Source organism: Pseudomonas oryzihabitans, assembly GCF_001518815.1.
Classification (GTDB): Bacteria; Pseudomonadota; Gammaproteobacteria; order Pseudomonadales; family Pseudomonadaceae; genus Chryseomonas; species Chryseomonas oryzihabitans_E.
In genome coordinates this window covers 1,918,806-1,939,312 of record NZ_CP013987.1, presented here as the reverse complement: position 1 = coordinate 1,939,312, position 20,507 = coordinate 1,918,806, and the positions used below count along the sequence as shown (strand labels likewise).

19 protein-coding genes are annotated in these 20,507 nt (G+C 64.8%); 12 read left to right on the top strand and 7 right to left on the bottom strand.

Annotated elements, in window-relative coordinates; translation table 11 throughout:
* Positions 1 to 2: 2 nt before the first annotated feature.
* Positions 3 to 740 carry a UTRA domain-containing protein gene (locus APT59_RS08835; protein ID WP_059314506.1) on the bottom strand — a complete coding sequence of 246 codons (738 nt, stop codon included), beginning with the start codon at positions 738 to 740 and terminating at the stop codon, positions 3 to 5.
* Between the two features lie 182 nt (positions 741 to 922).
* Between APT59_RS08835 and APT59_RS08830 the strand changes: the two genes are divergently transcribed.
* Genes APT59_RS08830 through APT59_RS08805 form a run of 6 tightly spaced genes read left to right on the top strand, consistent with a single transcriptional unit; the run spans position 923 to position 6,024 of the window.
* On the top strand, positions 923 to 1,984 hold the full coding sequence (locus tag APT59_RS08830) for an ABC transporter substrate-binding protein (RefSeq protein ID WP_059314505.1): 1,062 nt from the start codon (positions 923 to 925) through the stop codon (positions 1,982 to 1,984).
* A 4-nt stretch (positions 1,985 to 1,988) separates the two neighbouring features.
* A complete protein-coding gene (locus APT59_RS08825; RefSeq protein ID WP_059314504.1) occupies positions 1,989 to 2,786 on the top strand; it encodes an alkaline phosphatase family protein in 798 nt (265 codons plus the stop codon).
* On the top strand, positions 2,783 to 3,616 hold the full coding sequence (locus APT59_RS08820) for an ABC transporter permease (RefSeq protein WP_059314503.1): 834 nt from the start codon (positions 2,783 to 2,785) through the stop codon (positions 3,614 to 3,616). Before APT59_RS08825 ends, APT59_RS08820 begins: the two co-directional genes overlap by 4 nt.
* The gene (locus tag APT59_RS08815; protein ID WP_059314502.1) at positions 3,603 to 4,388 is read left to right on the top strand and encodes an ABC transporter permease; all 786 of its coding nucleotides are present in this window, start codon (positions 3,603 to 3,605) and stop codon (positions 4,386 to 4,388) included. Before APT59_RS08820 ends, APT59_RS08815 begins: the two co-directional genes overlap by 14 nt.
* Complete coding sequence (locus tag APT59_RS08810; RefSeq protein ID WP_059314501.1) at positions 4,385 to 5,374, top strand: ABC transporter ATP-binding protein; 990 nt, start codon at positions 4,385 to 4,387, stop codon at positions 5,372 to 5,374. The genes APT59_RS08815 and APT59_RS08810 overlap by 4 nt, the downstream gene beginning before the upstream one ends.
* Positions 5,371 to 6,024 carry an HAD family hydrolase gene (locus APT59_RS08805; RefSeq protein ID WP_059314500.1) on the top strand — a complete coding sequence of 218 codons (654 nt, stop codon included), beginning with the start codon at positions 5,371 to 5,373 and terminating at the stop codon, positions 6,022 to 6,024. Before APT59_RS08810 ends, APT59_RS08805 begins: the two co-directional genes overlap by 4 nt.
* A 571-nt stretch (positions 6,025 to 6,595) precedes the next feature.
* Here the strand turns inward: APT59_RS08805 and APT59_RS08800 are convergent.
* Positions 6,596 to 7,558, bottom strand: a complete 963-nt coding sequence (locus APT59_RS08800) for an NAD(P)H-quinone oxidoreductase (RefSeq protein ID WP_059314499.1) — start codon at positions 7,556 to 7,558, stop codon at positions 6,596 to 6,598.
* Between the two features lie 241 nt (positions 7,559 to 7,799).
* Here APT59_RS08800 and APT59_RS08795 point away from each other — a divergent pair, with 241 nt between their 5' ends.
* A complete protein-coding gene (locus APT59_RS08795; RefSeq protein WP_059314498.1) occupies positions 7,800 to 9,881 on the top strand; it encodes a carboxy terminal-processing peptidase in 2,082 nt (693 codons plus the stop codon).
* Between the two features lie 92 nt (positions 9,882 to 9,973).
* Positions 9,974 to 11,719, top strand: a complete 1,746-nt coding sequence (locus APT59_RS08790; RefSeq protein ID WP_059314497.1) for a bifunctional diguanylate cyclase/phosphodiesterase — start codon at positions 9,974 to 9,976, stop codon at positions 11,717 to 11,719.
* 3 nt (positions 11,720 to 11,722) lie between these two features.
* Here APT59_RS08790 and APT59_RS08785 read toward each other — a convergent pair whose 3' ends face one another.
* From APT59_RS08785 to APT59_RS08775, 3 genes are all read right to left on the bottom strand, one after another.
* Entirely contained in the window at positions 11,723 to 12,094 is a 372-nt protein-coding gene (locus APT59_RS08785) for a hypothetical protein (protein ID WP_059314496.1), read from the bottom strand.
* Positions 12,095 to 12,099: 5 nt separating this feature from the next.
* Positions 12,100 to 12,564 carry a YkvA family protein gene (locus APT59_RS08780; protein ID WP_059314495.1) on the bottom strand — a complete coding sequence of 155 codons (465 nt, stop codon included), beginning with the start codon at positions 12,562 to 12,564 and terminating at the stop codon, positions 12,100 to 12,102.
* 149 nt (positions 12,565 to 12,713) lie between these two features.
* On the bottom strand, positions 12,714 to 13,487 hold the full coding sequence (locus APT59_RS08775; protein WP_059314494.1) for an FKBP-type peptidyl-prolyl cis-trans isomerase: 774 nt from the start codon (positions 13,485 to 13,487) through the stop codon (positions 12,714 to 12,716).
* A gap of 256 nt (positions 13,488 to 13,743) precedes the next feature.
* Between APT59_RS08775 and APT59_RS08770 the strand changes: the two genes are divergently transcribed.
* The 4 genes from APT59_RS08770 to APT59_RS08755 all read left to right on the top strand — a co-directional run bounded on the left by APT59_RS08770 (position 13,744) and on the right by APT59_RS08755 (position 18,270).
* Positions 13,744 to 14,034 (top strand): hypothetical protein, encoded by a 291-nt coding sequence (locus APT59_RS08770; protein ID WP_059314493.1) that lies wholly within the window; start codon positions 13,744 to 13,746, stop codon positions 14,032 to 14,034.
* Positions 14,035 to 14,097: 63 nt separating this feature from the next.
* Positions 14,098 to 14,772, top strand: a complete 675-nt coding sequence (locus APT59_RS08765) for an ABC transporter ATP-binding protein (protein WP_059314492.1) — start codon at positions 14,098 to 14,100, stop codon at positions 14,770 to 14,772.
* On the top strand, positions 14,769 to 17,228 hold the full coding sequence (locus tag APT59_RS08760) for an FtsX-like permease family protein (RefSeq protein ID WP_059314491.1): 2,460 nt from the start codon (positions 14,769 to 14,771) through the stop codon (positions 17,226 to 17,228). The genes APT59_RS08765 and APT59_RS08760 overlap by 4 nt, the downstream gene beginning before the upstream one ends.
* Positions 17,218 to 18,270, top strand: coding sequence for a lipocalin-like domain-containing protein (locus APT59_RS08755; RefSeq protein ID WP_059314490.1), 1,053 nt, complete (start codon positions 17,218 to 17,220; stop codon positions 18,268 to 18,270). The genes APT59_RS08760 and APT59_RS08755 overlap by 11 nt, the downstream gene beginning before the upstream one ends.
* On the opposite strand, the gene APT59_RS08750 is transcribed toward APT59_RS08755, so the two are convergent.
* Complete coding sequence (locus tag APT59_RS08750; RefSeq protein ID WP_059316856.1) at positions 18,267 to 18,995, bottom strand: amino acid ABC transporter ATP-binding protein; 729 nt, start codon at positions 18,993 to 18,995, stop codon at positions 18,267 to 18,269. The two genes, APT59_RS08755 and APT59_RS08750, sit on opposite strands and share 4 nt — an antisense overlap.
* Positions 18,996 to 19,000: 5 nt before the next feature.
* On the bottom strand, positions 19,001 to 20,500 hold the full coding sequence (gene argH, locus APT59_RS08745) for an argininosuccinate lyase (protein WP_059314489.1): 1,500 nt from the start codon (positions 20,498 to 20,500) through the stop codon (positions 19,001 to 19,003).
* Between the last annotated feature and the right edge of the window lie 7 nt (positions 20,501 to 20,507).

The following is a 20,507-nucleotide window of genomic DNA, read 5'->3' as shown; positions in this document are numbered from 1 at the left end:
GGCTAGTCTGGCACCTCGACCCTGACCTGGATGGCGTCGTGACGCCAGAATTCCAGGTCGCAGTCGATCAGCCTTCCCTGGTGGTCATGGTTGATGCGGGTGATGTGCAGTGCCGGACTGCCCTGCGCCACCCGCAGGGCCTGGGCGGCTTCCGGCAGCAGCGCCGTGGGCAGGATCTCGAAACGCACCTCGCCGTAGCGGATGTCATAGCGATCGCGGTACAGCTCGGTGAGGGAGCGCTGCAGATCATGCTCCAGCAGTCCAGGGAAATAGGCGGCATTGAGATAGTGCTCGACATAGAGCACCAGGCGGCCATCGATGCGCCTTACTCGCCGGATCTGATAGACGCTGGACAGCGCCGGCAACTCCAGCAGGCGACAGACCTCCGCGGACGCCAGCAGCTGTCGCGCGGCCAATACCTCGGTAGCCGGTCGGCGACCCTGGGCTTCGACCATGGCGTGAAAATGAGTGCGCGCCAGGGGGTTATAGGCCAGGCGCGGCGGCGCGACGAACCAGCCACGGCGCTCCTCGCGGTAGATCAGGCCCAGGGCTTCCAGCTGTAGCAAGGCCTCGCGCAGGGTGATGCGGGTGGTGGCGAAGAGTTCGCTCAGCTGGCGCTCGGACGGCAACCGCTCCATGGCCGGCAGCAAGCCATGGGCGATCTGCTCCTGCAGCGCCCGGCGGATGGCGCCCGCACCGGGCGCGCTTTTTTGGACTAGACCAGTTTCGGATTGGTGCACCCGGAGCGCCTCGACTAGGGTTTGCCAGGAGACTAGGACGGCCAGATGACCGCTTGGTGACGACTGCAGCCCCCGTGCCAGCGCCGGAACAAGGCGTATTGCCATCAAATCGTCATACCGGGGTCCTAGATTGGCCTGTGTCTTGCTGACCTAGACCAAGCCCTAACACCTGGAGCGCCCGTATGACCCGTCTGCTTGCTTCCTTGTTGGCCACAGCCGTTGCGGTACAGGCCGGTACCGCCTTCGCCGATACCGCCGATCTCAAAACCCTCGAAGCCGCTGCCCGCAAGGAAGGCGAGGTGAACAGCGTCGGCATGCCCGATACCTGGGCGAACTGGAAAGGGACCTGGCAGGATCTTGCGCAGAAGTACGGGCTCAAGCATCAGGACACCGACATGAGCTCCGCCCAGGAAATCGCCAAGTTCGCCGCCGAAGGCGAGAACGCCTCCGCCGACATCGGTGACGTCGGTGCTTCCTTCGGCCCCATCGCCGTGCAGAAGGGCGTTACCCAGCCCTACAAGCCGAGCACCTGGGACCAGGTGCCGAGCTGGGCCAAGGACAGCGACGGGCACTGGGCGCTGGCCTACACCGGCACCATCGCCTTCATCGTCAACAAGCAGACCGTCAAGGACGTGCCTCACTCCTGGGCCGATCTGCTCAAGGGCAACTACAAGGTCACCATCGGTGACGTAAGTGCCGCCTCCCAGGCGGTGAGCGGCGTGCTGGCCGCGGCCTACGCCAACGGCGGCGACGAAAAGAACATCAAGCCGGCGCTGGATTTCTTCGCCAAGCTGGCCAAGCAGGGCCGTCTGTCCTTCACCAACCCGGTGGTGGCCAACATCGAGAAAGGCGAGGTAGAGGTGGGCGTGGTCTGGGACTTCAATGCCCTGAACTACCGGGACCAGATCGACCGCTCGCGCTTCGAGGTGCTGATCCCTTCCGACGGCTCGGTGACCTCCGGCTACACCACCATCATCAACAAGTACGCCAAGCACCCCAATGCCGCCAAGCTGGCCCGTGAGTACATCTTCTCCGACGCGGGCCAGATCAACCTGGCCGAGGGCTATGCCCGACCGATCCGCGCCGAGCACCTGACCCTGCCGGCGGAGGTCCAGGCCAAGCTGCTGCCCCAGGCGCAATACGCCAAGGCGCGCCCCATCACCGACGCCAAGGCCTGGGAAGAGACTTCCAAGCGCCTGCCACGGCTCTGGCAGGAACATGTCCTGATCAACATGCAGCAGTGACGTCATGAAGGTCATCCTGGTCGTACTGGACGGACTCGCCCTGAGGGTCGCCGAACACGGACTCGGCTTCCTTCAGGCGCTGTGCCTGGCCGGCCGGGGTCGCCTCTACCGCCTGGAGTGCGAGTTGCCTTCGCTCTCCAGGCCGCTCTACGAATGCCTGCTCACCGGGGTGCCACCGGTGAGCAGCGGCATCGTCCACAACGGGGTCAGTCGGCTCTCGACAGAAACCAGCCTGTTCCATCTGGCGCAGGCTGCCGGTCTCACCACCGCGGCGGCGGCTTACCACTGGGTCAGCGAACTCTACAATCGCAGCCCCTTCGAGCCGGGCCGGGACAGGCACGTCAGCGACAGCAGCCTGCCGATCCAGTACGGCCACTTCTACTACGCCGACCACTACCCGGATTCCCACCTGTTCGACGACGCCGAGCACCTGCGCCTCGCCCATGCCCCGGACATCCTGCTGGTGCATCCGATGAACATCGACGACGCGGGCCACAAGCACGGTCTCTCCAGCCCCGAATACCGCAATGCCGCGCGCCGCGCCGATGGCCTGTTGTCACACTATCTGCCTGCCTGGCTCGATGCTGGCTACCAGGTGCTGGTGACTGCCGATCACGGCATGAACGACGACCGTAGCCATGGCGGGACGCTACCGGAAGAACGCGAGGTTCCGCTGTTCGTGTTCGGCGAAGGCTTCTCCCTGGGCGAGGCCACGCCGCGGCAGGTGGAGATCTGCGGAACGGTGTGCAGCTTGCTGGGCCTGGCTCACGACAAGCCATTGTGCCGGGAGCTGCTGGCATGAAGCGGCCCTGGCTCGCCCTGCTGTTGATTCTGCCGTTCTTGCTGGTGTTCGGCGCCTTCCAACTGGCGCCCCTGGCCTGGATCGCCTTCAACAGCTTCAACTCCAGCGAAAGCGGCTGGGGCCTGGGCAACTACGGCGAGATTCTTAGCTCGCCCTTCTACCTGCAGGCCATCCGCTTCTCCCTGGAAATCTCGCTCTGGTCCAGCGTCTGCGGCCTGCTTATCGCCCTGCTCGGCGCCTATTCGCTGACCCGCGTGGACTCGCGACTGCGTGGCTTCGTGGTGGCCTTCACCAACATGACCAGCAACTTCGCCGGGGTACCGCTGGCCTTCGCCTTCATCATCCTGCTGGGCATCAACGGCTGCCTGACCCTGGCACTCAAGCAACTGGGGCTGATGGAAAGCTTCAACCTCTACACCAAGGGCGGCCTGATCCTCATCTACACCTACTTCCAGATTCCCCTGGGCGTGTTGCTGCTGTTCCCGGCCTTCGAGGCCCTGAAGCAGGACTGGCGCGATGCGGCGGCACTGCTTGGCGCCGGCACCTGGCAATACTGGCGGCACATCGGCCTGCCGGTGCTCAGTCCGGCGCTGGTGGGCACCTTCATCATCCTGCTGGCCAATGCCCTGGGCGCCTACGCCACCGTCTACGCCCTCACCGTCGGCAACTTCAACGTGGTGCCGGTGCGCATCGCCGCCCTGGTTTCCGGCGATATCTATCTGGAACCCAACCTGGCCGCGGCGCTGGCCATGCTGCTCGTGGCCTTCATGACCCTGATCACCCTCGTCCACCAGTGGCTGCTAAGGCGGAGTCGTCATGTCCAGAGCTGAGCGCCTCTATCATCGCCTGGTGGTCTGGCTGCTGTTCCTGATCCTGTTCGCGCCCCTGGCCGCGACGCTGGTCTACTCGCTCGCCACCCAGTGGTCGGCGACCCTGCTGCCGGCCGGCTTCACGTTCAAGTGGTACCTGCAGCTGTGGAGCGATCCGCGCTTTCTCGCCGCCTTCGGCCGTTCCCTGGCGATCTGCTTTGGCGCCCTGGCGCTGTCCTGCGTACTGATCCTGCCCGCCATGTTCGCCATCGCCTACCACTTCCCGCGGCTGGATGCGCTGATGAACGTGCTGATCCTGCTGCCCTTCGCGGTACCTCCGGTGGTCTCGGCGGTGGGGCTGCTGCAACTCTATGCCGGGGGCCCACTGCCGCTGACCGGCACGCCCTGGATTCTGGTGTTCTGCTATTTCACCATCGCCCTGCCCTTCATGTACCGGGCCATCAGCAACAACCTCCAGGCGCTCAACCTGCGTGACCTGATGGACGCCGCCCACCTGCTTGGCGCCAGTTCCTGGCGCGCGGCCCTGCTGGTGGTACTGCCCAATCTGCGTACCGGGCTGATGGTGGCGCTGTTCCTGTCGTTCTCCTTTCTCATCGGCGAATTCGTCTTCGCCAACCTGCTGGTGGGGACGCGCTACGAGACGTTGCAGATCTACCTCTACAACCTGCGCAACGGCAGCGGCCACCTCACCAGCGCCCTGGTCATCTCCTACTTCTTCGCGGTGCTGCTAATGACCTGGATCGCCAATCGCCTGAATCGGGAGCGGACATGAGTTATCTCGCGGTCAAGGGACTGCACAAGCGCTACGGCGCCAACACCCTGTTCACCGACATCGAGTTCCACGCCGAACAGGGCGAACTCGTCACCCTCCTCGGCCCCTCCGGCTGCGGCAAGTCCACCCTGCTGCGCTGCCTGGCCGGCCTCACCGAGGTCGACCGCGGTGCCATCGTGCTGGCCGGCCAGGACATCACCAAGCTGCCACCGCAACGTCGCGGCATCGCCATGGTGTTCCAGAGCTACGCCCTGTTCCCCAACATGACCGTGGAGCAGAACGTCGCCTTCGGCCTGCGCATGCAACGGCTGGCGCGCGACGAAGTTCGCGAGCGGGTCGTGGAGGCCCTGACGCTGGTGGAACTGGAAGGCTTCGCCGCGCGTTATCCGCACCAGCTTTCCGGTGGGCAATGCCAACGTGTGGCCCTGGCACGCTCGCTGATCGTGCGACCGCGCCTGCTGCTCCTGGACGAACCGCTCTCGGCGCTGGATGCGCGTATCCGCCGCCACCTGCGCGAGCAGATCCGCGCCATTCAGCAGGAGCTGGGGCTGACCACGGTGTTCGTCACCCATGACCAGGAAGAGGCCCTCACCCTGTCCGATCGCATCGTGCTCATGCGCGAGGGGCGCATCGTCCAGAGCGGCGATGCCGAGACGCTCTACACCGCACCGGTGGATGCCTTCGCCGCCGGCTTCATTGGCAACTACAACCTGCTCAGTGCCGATCAGGCCAGCCGGCTGTTCGGTCAGACCTTCCAGGGACAGGTCGCCATTCGTCCCGAGGCCATTCGCCTGGGCATCCCCGGTGGCTTTGCCGGACGTATCGTCGGCCACAGCCTGCTGGGCAACGTGATCCGCTACCGGGTCGCCACCGAAGCCTGCGAACTCAATGTCGATGTGCTCAACCACGGTCCGACGGCCTTGCAGCCGAACGGTACAGCCGTCACCCTGACCGTCGAATCCGACAGCCTGAGAGAAGTGGCATGACCCTGGCGATTTTCGATCTCGACGAAACCCTTATCGATGGTGACTGCTCGAGCCTCTGGAGCCAGCAGATGGGCGTGCTCGGCTGGGTCGACCGCGAGTCCTTCGTACGACGCGACACCGAGCTGATGACCGCCTACGCCCAAGGCGAACTGGCCATGGAGGACTACATGGCCTTCCACCTCGAACCCCTGGTAGGCCGTACGCCCGAGGAAGTGGATTTCGAGGTCGGGCCCTGGGTCGAGGACGTCATCGAACCCCTGATCTTCAGCGATGCCATGAAGTGCATCGCCGCGCACCGCGCTGCCGGCGACCGGGTGATGATCGTCTCGGCTTCCGGGGTGCATCTGGTGGAGCCCATCGCCGAGCGGCTGGGGGTGGAGGAGGTACTGGCCATCGACTTGCAGGTCAGCCATGGCGTCTACAGCGGCCAGGTGGAAGGCGTCATGACCTACCGGGAAGGCAAGCTGACCCGCCTGCTGGAAGCCCTGGACGGCGACCGCAGTCTGCTGACCAATGCCAGCTTCTATTCCGACTCGCGAAACGACCTGCCGCTGCTCGAAGCGGTCGGCAAACCGCATGTGGTGAATCCGGATCCGGTGTTGCGCGAAAGAGCCGAACAGGCCGGCTGGCCGATCCTCAGCTGGCGGTAGGTCTAACCGGGAGAGTGGATAACGGCGCAGCCTTATCCCCGAGTCTGGCGCGCCGAAGACATAGTGGAAAACGCGGCGCGGTTTTCCAGGCTACAAGATATCGCGGCCATGGGCCGCTACTACAAAGGCGTAAATCTCGTAGGGTGGATAACGGCGCCGCCTTATCCACGAGCCTGGCGCGCCGAAGGCATAGTGGAAAATGCGGCCCGGTTTTCCAGGCTACGAGATATCGCGGCCATGGGCCGCTCCTACAAGGGCTTGGATTTCGTAGGGTGGATAACAGCGCAGCCTTATCCACGAATCCGGCGTGCCGAAGGCATAGTGGAAAATGCGACGCGGTTTTCCACGCTACGAGATATCGCGGCCATGGGCCGCTCCTACAAGGGCGTGAATCTCGTAGAGTGGATAACGGCGCAGCCTTATCCACGAGTCTGGCGCGCCGAAGGCATAGTGGAAAACGCGGCGCGGTTTTCCACGCTACGAGACTTCTCGGCCATGAACCGCTCCTACGGGAGACGAGGCTTCCTTAGGAGCAGCAGGCCGCCATGGCCGCGATCACTTTAGGTGGGCATCACTCCAACCCTTCGTCCAGCACCAGCACCACCTTGCCGTTCACCTCGTTGCTTTCCAGGGCGGCAAAGGCGGCTTCGGCGTTCTGGGCGGTGAAGCGACGTTCCAGGTTGACGTTCAACTTGCCTTCGGCGAACAACGGCCAGACCTTGGCTTCCAGCGATCTCATGGTCTTGGCCTTGAATTCGACCGAGCGGTTGCGCAGGGTCGAGCCGATGATGCGGATGCGCTTGCCGAGCACCTTGCCCAGATCCATTTCGGCCTGGCGACCGCCCATGAGGCCGATCAGCACCCAGCGCCCATCCTGACCCAGCAGATCCAGGTTGAGCGATGCATAGTTGGCCCCGACCGGATCGAGGATGACGTGGAAGGGCGCGAAATCACGCAGCCCCTCCAGATCGGTCTTGCGCAGCACCCCGCCCTCGGCGCCAAGACGCTCGCAGTGGGCCAGACGATCCTGCGAGCCGACACTGACCCAGCAGGGATTACCGAAGGCCTTGCACAGCTGGATGGCGGCCGAACCAACGCCGCTGGCACCGGCGTGCAGCAGCACCTTCTCGCCCGGCTGAAGCGCGGCCAGATCGAACAGATTGCTCCAGGCGGTCGCCCAGACTTCGGGCAGTGCCGCCGCCTCGATCAGCGACAGGCCTTCCGGTACGGAGGCGGCCTGGCGCCCGTCCACAACCACTTCGCTGGCCATGCCGCCCCCGGCGAGGAGCGCGCAAACGCGGTCACCGACCTGCCAGCGCGAATCCGCGGTCGTCTCGCTGACCACCCCGGCGCATTCCAGGCCCAGGGTGGCCGGCGCACCGGGCGGCGGCGGATAGTTACCGGCCAGCTGCAACAGGTCGGCGCGGTTGAGACCTGCGGCTGCGACCTTGATGCGAATTTCCCCAGGCGCCAGAGCGCGAGCGCTCAGTGACTGCCATTCCAGTTGCCCTTCGATACCTTGCAATGCGTTCACGGTGCCTCCATAGTGGCTCAGGCTTTGACGAAAAGCGCCTGCATCGACGGGTTCTGCGTGAGTCGAGCGGACCGGAAGATGCGGGGCTGTCACAGCCATCCCTTCCTATCGCCTCTATCTCTCGCGCTGACCGCCGCCAGACGACTTTCGTCAGTGCCTGTCATATGTCCCCTGGCCGCGGAACCGCCCGGGCCGGGTGGGGCCTATAGCCTATTCCTTTCCGTGCATTAGTCGAATACACATGAAGCAGCTCTTGTCCCGTACCGCCCTCGTTGTCCTGCTTGGCGTCAGCGCAACGCCCCTCTTCGCCAAGCCCAACGCGCCGGTTGGCGCCGAGAAGCTGCAACCCGACCGTGATCAGGTGATCGCCAGCCTCAACATCGTCGAACTGCTCAAGCGTCATCATTACAGCAAGCCGCCGCTCAACGATGCTCAGTCGATCAAGATCTACGACAGCTATCTGAAGATGCTTGATCCCGGCCGGCTGTATTTCAATGCGGCCGACATTCGCGAATTCGATGCGGCGCGCACGCGCTTCGATGATTACCTCAAGCAGGGCAATCTCGAACCGGGCTTCGCCATCTACCGTCGTTACGCCCAGCGCATGACCGAGCGGCTGAACTATGGTCTGGGCCTGCTCAACGCCGGCATCGGCAAGCTCGACTTCACCGCCGACGAGTCCTTCGACACCAATCGCGAAAAGGCTGCCTGGCCGGCGGATACCGCCGCGCTGGACGATCTCTGGCATCGCAAGCTCAAGGACGAAGTCCTGCGCCTGCGCCTGTCCGGCAAGACCGATCAGCAGATCCAGCAGCAGCTGACCAAGAGGTACAAGAATCAGCTGGCGCGCCTCAACCAGACCCGTAGCGAAGACGTCTTCCAGACCTACATCAACGCCTTCGCCGAGTCCTATGATCCGCATACCCAGTACCTCTCGCCGGAAAGCGCGGAAAACTTCGACATCAACATGAGTCTGTCGCTGGAAGGCATCGGTGCGGTGCTGCAAAACGACAACGACTACGTGCAGATCCTGCGTCTGGTGCCGGCTGGCCCGGCGGACAAGTCCAAGCAGATCGCTCCGGCGGACAAGATCGTCGGCGTCGCCCAGGGCGATGGTGAAATGGTCGACGTGGTCGGCTGGCGCCTGGACGAAGTGGTCAAGCTGATCCGCGGGCCCAAGGGCTCCAAGGTGCGGCTGGAGATCATCCCGGCGAGCAACGCGCCGAACGACCAGAAGACCAAGGTGGTCGCCATTACCCGCGAAGCGGTCAAGCTCGAAGAGCAGGCTGCCCAGAAGCACGTCATCGACGTGCCCCACGAGGGCAAGCACTACAAGCTCGGCGTGATCGACGTGCCGGCCTTCTACCTGGACTTCAAGGCCTATCGCGCTGGCGACCCGAACTACAAGAGCACCACGCGTGACGTGAAGAAGCTCATCGGCGAACTGCAGAAGGAAAAGGTCGACGGCATCGTCCTGGACCTGCGCAACAACGGCGGTGGCTCCCTGCAGGAAGCCACCGAGCTGACCGGCCTGTTCATCGACCAGGGCCCCACCGTGCTGGTACGCAATGGCGACGGCAAGGTCGAGGTGCTGGCCGATGACGAAGGTGGCGCCTTCTACAAGGGCCCGCTGACCGTGCTGGTCAATCGCCTGTCCGCTTCGGCCTCGGAGATCTTCGCCGGCGCCATGCAGGACTATCACCGCGCCCTGATCGTCGGCGGCCAGACCTTCGGCAAGGGCACCGTGCAGACCATCCAGCCGCTCAACCACGGCGAGCTGAAACTGACCATCGCCAAGTTCTATCGCGTTTCCGGCCAGAGCACCCAGCACCAGGGCGTCCTGCCGGACATCGACTACCCGGCAGTGGTGGACACCAAGCAGATCGGCGAGAGCGCCCTGCCCGATTCCATGCCCTGGGACACCATCGCCCCAGCGGTAACCGGCCTGAGCAACCCCTTCGCCAACTACCTGCCGGACCTGGTCAAGCGCCATGACGTGCGGATACAGAAGGATCCGGATTTCATCTTCGCCCGGGAACGGCTCAAGCTGGCCCAGGAGCTGGCGGCGGACACCACCGTCAGCCTCAACGAGCAGAAGCGTCGCGCCGAACAGACCGCGCTGGATAATCGCCAGCTGGCCATGGAAAACGAGCGACGCAAGGGCAAGGGTGAAGCCCCGCTCAAGGAGCTGAAGAAGATCGACGAAGACAATCCGGCGATCGATGACGACAAGACCAAGCCCCAGGATGACGCCTACCTGATGGAATCCGGTCACGTGCTGCTGGACTATCTGGACCTGAGCAAGACGCCGCCCAAGCGCTGACATCAAAGCGTCATATCTCTGTCGTGAAATGCCCGGGGGTCGCCAAGTGCGACCCCCGGGCATTTTCGTTTTCGGGTTCTTGCAGGCTTACCATGACGCTTAACGACCAGGCTGGAGTGTTGGATCGCATTCTCGCCAACCGCGAGTTGCATTCGCTCTTTCAACCCATAGTGTCCTTGAGCGAACGACGCATCCTGGGCTATGAAGCCCTCATCCGGGGAGCTTCCAATACGCCCCTGCACTCACCCCTGCCGCTCTATGCCACCGCCCGCCAGGCCGGTCGGCTCTCCGAGCTGGAAATCGCCGCGCGTCACCAGTCCTGCCAGAGCTTTCGCGAACTGGCGCTGGACGGTCTGCTGTTTCTCAATGTCTGCCCGGAAACCCTGCTGGAGCCGGCGCACCAGTCCGGCCAGACCCTCAAGCTGCTGCAGCGCCTCGGACTCTCCCCCGCCCAGGTGGTGATCGAACTGACCGAACAGGCGCCCATCGACGACTTCGCGCTGCTGGCCACCGCCCTGCACCACTACCGCGCCATGGGCTTCTCCATCGCCCTCGACGACCTGGGTGCCGGCTACTCCAGCCTCAGGCGCTGGTCGGAATTGCGTCCGGACTTCGTCAAGATCGATCGGCACTTCATCGAGTCCATCCATCGCGACAAGGTGAAACGCGAGTTCGTCGGCTCCATCCTGAAGATGGCCGAGGTCTCCCGGGCCAAGGTGATCGCCGAAGGCATCGAAACCCACGAAGAGCTGTCCACCCTGGCGAACATGGGCGTCGATCTGGTGCAGGGTTACCTGCTGGGTCGCCCAACCGCGACGCCACCCCGTGAAATTCAGACCCTGTTACCGGTCATGATCACCCGCAGCCCGGACCTCGCCGAGGAATCGACCACTGTAGCCAGCCTCAGGGTGGAACAGGTCGCCGTGGGTGAGGACATGCTGATCCCCGACGTGCTGGAGCGCTTTCGCCTGCAACCCAGCCTCAATACCCTGGCGGTGGTGGATAGCGATGACCGCCCGGTGGGCATCGTTCATCACCACGAACTGAGCTCGGCGCTGCTCAAACCCTTCGCCCACGAGGTGTTCGCCCGCAAACCCATCGCCCGGCTGATGAGCCAGGACTTCCTCGCCAGCGAGAGCACCCAGTCGCTGCAACAGGTCAGCCGCCTGCTCACCACCCGCGCCCGCCAGCGGATCGAAGAAGACTTCATCATCACCGAGGGTGGTCGCTATGTCGGCGTCGGCCGGGTGATGGATGTCTTGCGCTTGATCACCGAGCAGCGTATCCAGCAGGCCAAACACGCCAACCCCTTGACCCAGCTGCCGGGCAACGTGCCCATCCAGCAATGCCTGACCCGCCTGCTGGATCAGCAGCGTGAAGCCGTCGTGTGCTATGTCGACATCGACGGCTTCAAGCCCTTCAACGACCTCTATGGCTATGCCAAGGGTGACGAGGTGCTGCTTTGCCTGGCGCAGACCCTTTCCGAGCGCCTGGACCCACAGCAGGATTTCGTCGGCCATATCGGCGGCGACGACTTCCTGGTGGTGTTGGGCTCGACGGACTGGCGGCAGCGGCTCAATGGCCTGATGGCAGCCTTCCAGGAACGCTGCCGCCACTTCTATCGCAGCGAACACCTGGAGGCCGGCTGCTTCCTGGCGTACGACCGGGACGGTCGCCGGCGGGAGTATCCGCTGCTGTCGTTATCGCTTGGCGTGGTGGAGCTGGACAAGGACGCCGGCAAGCGGGTGGACGCCAGCGGGCTGGCTGGTCTGGCCTCGGAAGCCAAGCGCAATGCCAAACTGGTTCCCGGCTACAGCCTGCACCTGATGCGCGCCTGACGCCTATTCCTGGCGATGATCGGGATAGTGGAGTTCGAATACCCGGGTTACTTCCGCCGCGTGCCAGCTGACCGCATCGGTCACCGGTGGCGAGCCTTCCAGGGCGCCTAGTCGCATTGCACAGTCGAAGAAGCCTTCACGAGGGATGCGGGTGCCGCTCTGGCTCACCACCAGGGCACTGCGCAAGGGGCGCCCTTCGCGACGGTCCAGGGCGGCCAGGTATTCCAGGGCGGTCGTCAGGGTCACCATCGCCGGCTGGGGCAGGCCCAGCCGCTCGATCACCGAGCGATAGGTCAGCAGGCTACGGCTACGCCGCGCACTCTCCAGTTCGTCCAGCAAGGCCAGCCAGTGCTGGCGACTGATCCGTACGCTCAACCCGTTCAGTCCCGCAGCTGATCGAGGGCGACACCTGCCGCTGGTCGCTCATGCTTGTCGGGCAACGCCGCCAGGGCAGCCTGCTGGCTCGCGGTACGGTTGGCGCGCCAGGCACGAAAGCCGTCCAGCTCATCACTGCAGGCCTTGCCGATCCAGGCGAGGACGGCGAGGTCGTCGAGCAGCCCGAACATGGGCACCCAGTCGGGAATCAGGTCGATGGGCAACAGGAAGTAGACCAGACCGCCAGCGACGGTCAGCAGCGTCTTGCGACTGACCCCGCGATACTGACCACGCCACCAGGCCAGCAGCAGCTGATGGAACAGGCTCAGGGTATCGCGTGCCTCGCCCAGCTTGAGGCCACGCTTGCTGGTCTTGCGTGCCACCCCCAGCAACAGGGCCGGCAGTCGGCCACGGACCAGCAGCCGTTGGGCGATACCAAGATAGCGATCAAAATTCTTCGGCGGCTTCATGGACACCTCTGGCAGGAGACGACGTTGGGCAGGGGCCTGTTTGGCACAAGGCTTCGCACCTCAACTTTGATCGCGCCGCCGCCTCAGGGTTTCCCGGCGCCCAATGTAAAACGCCCTGCAAGCAGGGCGTTTGGCGGAGCGGCAGCAGCTTACTTCTTGGCCGGAGCCTTTTCGGCAGCAGCCGGAGCATCGGCAGCCGGAGCGGCCGGAGCGTCTTCGGCGTCCGCGGCGGCGGCGTCCTTGATGCCCAGCAGTTCCAGGTCGAATACCAGCACGGAGTTGGCCGGAATCGCCGGGCTCGGGCTCTGGGCGCCGTAGGCCAGCTCGGAGGGGATGTACAGCTTGACCTTCTCACCGACATGCATCAGTTGCAGCGCCTCAACCCAGCCCGGGATCACGCCGTTGACCGGCAGGTCGATCGGGGTGCCACGCTTGATGGAGCTGTCGAACACGGTGCCGTCGACCAGCTTGCCCTCGTAGTGCACGGTGACCACGTCGGTGGGCTTGGGCTGCGGGCCATCGCCCTTCTTGACCACTTCGTACTGCAGGCCGGAGGCGGTGGTGACCACGCCAGGCTTCTTGCCGTTTTCTTCGAGGAATTTCTTACCGGCCTTGGCGTTGTCCTCGCTGACCTTGGTCATCTTCTCTTCGGCACGCTTCTGCAGGGCGGCGAAGGCCTCGGTGAGCTGCTGATCGGTCAGCTTCTGATCCTTCTTGCCTACCGCGTCTTCGATACCCAGGGCGACGGCCTTGGGATCCAGGTCATCGATACCTTCCTGAGCCAGGCTCTTGCCCATGTTCAGGCCGATGCCGTAGGACGCCTTCTGGGCCGGGCTTTCCAGCTCGACCTTGGGCTTGGAGTCGCAGCCGCTCAGAACCAGACCCACCAGGGCCACTGCTGCTGCCAACCGATACTGTTTCATGTTGATTCCTTATCCGTGCGCATCGTGCGCGTTTCAAAAACCTGATCGAGCTTACAAGGAGACCTGCTCGCTTGCCATCGCCAGGCCTCTAAATGGCTGCAAAGGATAAGATTTCAAGCTTAGGTCTGCCTGAACATCGCGTGAACAAGCGGCAGGCAGCCCCTGCGACGTCTTGTCCAAGGCGCCCGAGCAGTGGCGACCGGCGCGAGTCCAGGCGTTAAACTAACGCCTTCTTCCGTGCCTGCCAGAGACCTCCATGTTCGAGCCCAACGATCTGAACCGTCCGCCCCTCGACCTCGCTCGCGAATCGCGCAAGGCCGCGGGCTACGGCCTGCTGTACTCGGTGCTGCTGGCGATCGGCATCCTGCTCTATCACCACTGGGTACCCAGCGCCTTCCCGGGCAGCCTGCTGGAGATGTCCATGGCCCTGCCCATCATTCTGTTCGCCGGCAGCGCCGTGTACTACCTCACCATGGTGCGCAAGTGCGAGCGCCTGCAGCGCGAGGAAGATGAAAAAGCCGGCAAGGTCAAAACCAAACGTCGCTAGCCACGCTGAACGTCGCCGCCCACGTCCGGTCGATTGCAGACCACGACCGGCGCTGGAGGCGCGATGCTGACCATCACCGATCTGCACAAGAGTTATCCAACCCCCCAGGGCCCATTGCCGGTGCTACGTGGCGTGGATCTCAGCCTGGCCCGGGGTGCCAGCCTGGCGCTGATGGGCGAATCCGGCAGTGGCAAGAGCACCCTGCTGCACCTGGTCGCCGGCTTGGACCGTTCTGACCGCGGTCGTATCAAGGCTAATGGCCAGGTGCTTTCCAGCCTCAACGAAAGAGCCCTGGCCGCCTGGCGCCGCGAGGGCATCGGCCTGATCTTCCAACAATTCAACCTCATCGCCAGCCTGACGGTGGCCGATAACCTCGCCTTCCAGGCAAGGCTGGCCGGTCGCCAGGATGCCCATTGGCAGGCCGAGCTGGCCGAGCGCCTGGGTCTGGCCGACCTGCTGGATCGCTACCCCGAGCAACTGTCCGGTGGACAGCAGCAACGCGTGGCCCTGGGCCGCGCCCTGGCATCGCGCCCGCCGCTGCTGCTGGCCGATGAACCCACCGGCAACCTGGACGAGGCGAGCGGCGACCAGGCCCTGGCGCTGATGCTGGAGCTGGTGGGCGAAACCGGCAGCAGCCTGCTGATGGTCACCCACAGCGCGCGCATCGCCGGTCATCTCGATCGCACCCTGCACTTGGAACGGGGTCGCCTCGGCGGCGTCACCGTGCCCCCAGCATGAGGCTGCTCTATTGGAGTCTGCACAGCCTGGTCAGCCACTGGCGGCGGCATCCCCTGCAGCTCGTCGGACTGCTGGCAGGACTCTGGCTCGCAACCACCCTATTGATCGGGGTGCTGGCACTCAACGCCCAGGCCCGACAGAGCTATGCCCAGGCTAGCGCGTTATTCGGCGCCGATCAGTCCAGCCTGGAGACCCGCGACGGTAAGCACTTTCCCCAATCGCTGTTCGTCGAGCTGCGTCGCCAGGGCTGGCCGGTATCTCCCGTGCTACAGGGTCGCCTGGCACTGGCCGGGCACGACCGCCCAGTGCCGCTGCTGGGCCTAGAACCGGTTACCCTGCCCAGCGACCAGGGCGTCGCGGCCAGCGCCCCACCCGAGGCGCTCTTCGACTTTCTCAGTCCGGCGGGTGCCACCTGGGTCGCGCCGGAAACCTTGCGTGAATGGCACCTTCAGGCCAACGAGGTGCTGCACCGGGCGGACGGTCTGGCCCTGCCGCCCCTTCAGCCCCGCCCTGGGATGGCACCTGGCACCCTGGTAGTAGATATCGGTCAGGCGCAACGCCTGCTGGAGGCTCCCGAGCAGCTCTCCCGGCTGATCCTGCCGAAAGCCTTCCAGCGCGAGTTGCCCACGCTCGACGGCGAGCCACTGCAACGGGTGGAAAACGACCAGGGCGCCGAGCTGGATCGGTTGACCGACAGCTTCCACCTCAACCTGCTGGCGCTTGGCCTGCTGGCCTTCGCCGTAGGGTTGTTCATCGTCCACGCGGCAACCGGCCTGGCCCTGGAACAACGGCGCTCGCTGCTGCGCACGCTGCGGGCCTGCGGGCTGTCGGCCGCGACCCTGGTCCTGGCACTGACCCTGGAACTTGCGCTCATCGCCCTGGTGGCGGGCGCCCTGGGCGTGGCCAGTGGCTACGCCCTGGCCGCTCTGCTGCTGCCGGACGTAGCGGCCAGCTTGCGCGGGCTCTATGGCGCCGAAGTCGCCGGCACCCTGACCCTGAGCCCGGCCTGGTGGCTGGCGGGCCTCGGCCTCAGCCTGGGCGGTGCCCTGCTGGCGGGCGCCGATGGTCTCTGGCGTGCGGCACGCCTGCCCTTGCTGGCGCTCGCCCAGGGCGAAGCCTGGCGCGCGGCCCACGGCCGCTGGCTCCGACGCCAGGCCCTGGCCGCTGTGCTGGTAGGGCTGGTGGCGCTGGGTCTTCTGCTGGGAGGCAACAGCCTGGCCAGTGGCCTCGCCTTGCTCGGCTGCCTCCTGCTGGCGGCTGCCCTGGCGTTGCCACCCCTGCTGAGCGCCTTGCTGGACCTGTCGCTCAAACGGGCCCGTCGACCACTGGCACGCTGGTTCCTGGCCGATGCCCGGCAACAGCTACCGGGGCTGTCCCAGGCCTTGATGGCGCTGCTCCTGGCCCTGGCGGCAAACGTCGGCGCCGGCAGCATGACCGAGGGCTTTCGTCGCACCTTCGACGGCTGGCTCGATCAGCGCCTGGCCGCCGAACTCTATCTGCGCCCAGCGGACGCCAAGGAGGCAGCCGCCCTGCTCGACTGGCTGCCCCGGCAGCCCAGCGTGCGCGCCGTGCTGCCGGTGTACGAGCTGGAGACCAGACTGCAGGGCCTGCCGACTACCCTGAGTGGTGTGGTGGACGCTGACCTCTATCGCGAGCACTGGCCACTGCTCGATGCCGGTGGCGACGCCTGGACGCCCTTCTTCGCGGGCGAGGGGGTGATGCTCAGCGAACAACTGGCCCGGCACCTTCAGTTAGCCAAGGGACAGCCTGTCGAACTGCTGGGCAGCCAGGAACGCTGGTCCGCCCCCGTACTCGCCACCTACGCCGACTACGGCAATCCCCGCGGACATCTGCTGCTGTCCCAGGCGCGTCTGCGGGCGCTATGGCCAGACGCCGCCCTGGTCCGCATCGTCATTCGCATGGCACCCAACCAGGTGGAGGCCTTGCGAGCAGGTCTGCAGCAGCGCTTCGGCCTGGACGCCAGTCGCTCTATCGACCAGGGCCAGCTGCGCCGTTATGCCGACCAGGTCTTCGAACGCACCTTCAGCGCCACCGCCGCCCTCAATGCCCTGACCCTGGCAGTGGCCGGTCTGGCCCTGTTCATCGCCCTGCTCGGCCAGGCACAAAGGCGCCTCGGTCAACTCGCGCCGCTCTGGGCGCTGGGCATCGAACGTCCGCGGCTGATCCTGCTCAGTCTGGGGCAGTTGCTGGGCCTTGCGCTCCTGACCCTGGCCCTCGCCATCCCCCTGGGCATCCTGCTCGCCTGGTGTCTGGTCGCCGTGGTGAACGTCCAGGCCTTTGGCTGGCGCCTGCCGCTGCAGGTCTTTCCCGGGCAGTTGCTGGCGTTGTCCGCGATCGCCCTGGTGGCCACGCTGCTGGCCGCTGCCTGGCCGCTGTTGCGCCTGCAGCGCAGTCAACCCCTGGATCTGCTGCGAGAACTCGGTAATGAACACTAGGGTCCTGCTGGTCGCACTCCTGCTGCTTACCGGCTGTGATGAAAAGCAGGCTGGCAACGGCTTCGCCGGCCTTGGCCAGGGCAGCGAGAACTTCGCAGCCGTGGTGCCCGGCAAGGTCTTCAGCTTTCCGGCCGATCATGGTGCTCATCCGGATTTCCGCATCGAATGGTGGTACGTCACGGCCAACCTCAGCGACGCCGAAGGACGTCACTATGGCGCCCAGTGGACGCTGTTTCGCAGCGCCTTGAGGCCCGGCGCCAATCAGCCTGGCTGGCGCAACGGCAATCTCTGGCTGGGCCACGCCGGTCTCACCACCGAAACGCGGCAGTTCTCTGTCCAGACCCAGGGGCGTGGCGGCATCGGCCAGGCCGGTGTCACCGCCGCACCCTTTTCTGCCTGGATCGATAACTGGAGTCTGACAGGGGACCTGGCCGGACAGGCGCAGGTCCAGGCCCAAGGTCCGGGCTTTGCCTACCGACTAGATCTCGCGGCGACCGGCCCGCTGGTGCTCCAGGGCGAAGGCGGCGTGAGTCGCAAATCCGCCAGCGGCCAGGCGTCCTACTATTACAGCCAACCCTTCTTCCAGGCGCAGGGCGAACTGGAGATCGAGGGGCGACGCATCCCGGTCAAGGGCCAGGCCTGGCTCGATCGCGAATGGAGCAGCCAGCACCTGGCCGCGGACCAGCTCGGCTGGGACTGGTTTTCCCTGCACCTGGACGACGGTCGCCAGCTGATGCTCTATCGCCTGCGCCAGGCTGATGGCCAGCATTACCTGTTCGGCAACCTGATCGCCGCCAACGGCCACAACCAGCCTCTGCAGCCAGGCGACATCCGCCTCACACCCCAGGCTACCCACTCGGTTGCCGGACGCGAGGTGCCGGTACGCTGGTCCATCGTCCTTCCCGCGCAGAACATCGACCTGCGCATCGCTGCCGTCAATCCCGACGCCTGGATGGCCCTGGGCACGCCCTACTGGGAAGGCCCGGTGGGCGTGGAGGGCAGTGCCAAGGGGATGGGCTATCTGGAGATGACGGGCTACTAGTGCAGCACATTCGCAAGGAACTGCTGGGTACGCGGCTCTTGCGGCGCGCCAAATAGCTGCGCCGGTGCGCCGCTCTCCAGGATGCGGCCACCGTCAAAAAACAACACGCGGTCCGCTACCTCGCGGGCAAAGCCCATCTCGTGGGTTACCACGACCATGGTCATGCCCTCACGGGCCAGATCTTTCATGATCGCCAGTACCTCGTTGACCGTTTCCGGATCAAGCGCCGAGGTCGGCTCGTCGAACAGCAGGAGTTGCGGCTGCAGGGCTAATGCTCGAACGATAGCCACCCGCTGCTGCTGGCCACCTGAGAGCTCGGCCGGATAGGCATCAGCCTTGTGCGCTAGCCCTACTCTCTCCAGTAATGCTCGGGCCTGACGATTGGCTTCGGCAGCGCTCAGCCGCCCCAACTTGACCGGCGCCAAGGTCAGGTTGCGTAGCACCGAGAGATGCGGGAACAAGGTGTAGTCCTGGAACACCATCCCTACTTTCTGTCGCAACGTTGCCAAGGCACGGCGGTCGCCGGCATGAACTGGTACACCGTCAAGCTCCACGGTACCGGCTGATGGCTGTTCCAAGCTGTTGAGACAGCGGATGAATGTCGACTTTCCAGAGCCGCTCGGACCTATCACCACAACCACCTCACCCGCAGCAACATCGAGGTCCACCCCGCGGACGATCGGCTGTGCGCCGAAGCTCTTGCTCAAGCCACGTACCCTCAGCAGCGTCCTCACTGGGTCAGCGCCCGCAGACTGGCATTGAGGCGCGTCTGGCTCTGCGCCTGGCGTGCGCGGCGATTCTGCTGACGTTCCTGTTCCAGGGTCAGACGCGCCCTAGCGGCTACCAAAGTGCGCGCCAGCGCCGGTGCGCCCGGGCCTCCAGGGGATTGGCGCGAGGCGACGTTGGCAGTGGGATCCAGACTCTCGCCGACTCGGGTGGCATCTAGTCCCAACGAACGTCCGATTACCGCCTGGGCGGCCTGGTCGAGCATGTCACTGTCGATGGCGTGAGCTGGTAGCCCCGCATCCAGCGCCTGACGTACCACGGCCCCTACGACATGGTGTGCTTCGCGGAACGAAAGCCCTCCTTCACGTACGATGAGGTCGGCCAACCCCGTGGCAGTGGAGAAGTCTAGGGCACTGCGCTCCAAACCACGTACCCCATCGGGTTGTGCGGTACGCAACACCAAATCCAGGAGCCGCAGACAGCGGAGGGTTTCTTCCGCCGCCTCCCAGAAGCCACGGGTGCCTTCACGATTAGCGTCGCCGCTGTGGCTAAAGTGCGTGCCCTTGACCGTCATGGTGGCGGCCATCAGCAGTCCGGCAATGTGCCCGCTCCGGCCCTTGAGGTATTCCAGCACTACCGGATTCTTCTTCTGCGGCATGATGCTGGAGGTACCGGCGACGCTGTCGGGAAATTCGATCAGGCCGAATTCATGAGTAGCCCAGACAAAGTAGTCCTGAGCTATTCGACTCCAGAACACCGCCAATAGGCTTAGATGCGATAGTCCTTCGAGGATGAAGTCGCGCGAGGCAACGGCGTCCAGGGCATTGTCCAGGTAGCCATCGAAGCCCAGCAGCTCAGCCGTACGCGCTCGGTCGATAGCGAAAGGGGTGCCGGCAAAGGCAGCCGCGCCCAGAGGACTCTGATTCATGCTGTCGAGGGTTGCGGCCAGGCGCAGGCTGTCCCGCTCCAGCGCCTGTGCCACACCGGCCAGATAGAAGCCATAGGTGATCGGCTGCGCCGGCTGCAGGTGGGTATGCCCCGGCATCACCGTATTGGCATAGCGCTCGGCTCTCTGGAGGGCGGTCGTCCGGACCTCTTGCAACGTTTCCAATACCTCGGCGAGCACATCCCGAGCCCGCAATCGGTCAAGCGTGGCAAGGATGTCGTTACGGCTGCGGCCGATGTGCAGGCGACCACCGATGTCCGCCCCAAGGCGCTCGATCAGCGCGGCCTCGTAATTGAAGTAGGCATCCTCGCGCAATGGATCTAGGTGCACCGCCGCAGGACCTGCGGTCTCCAGCTCCAGAATGCCGCGGGCCAAGGCCGCAGCCTGGGCGCGGTCAATCAGCCCTTGCTCGGCTAGCATTACCACATGGGCCTTGTTGACGTCGCCTAGGTAGGGAAAGCCCTCGGCGAAGCCGGCCAGGCGCGGGGCATAGATGAATTCGCAGACCTCGGGCGCAGTGGCCTCCCGGAGACGACGACTAACCTTGGATTCTTGCATGGGATGC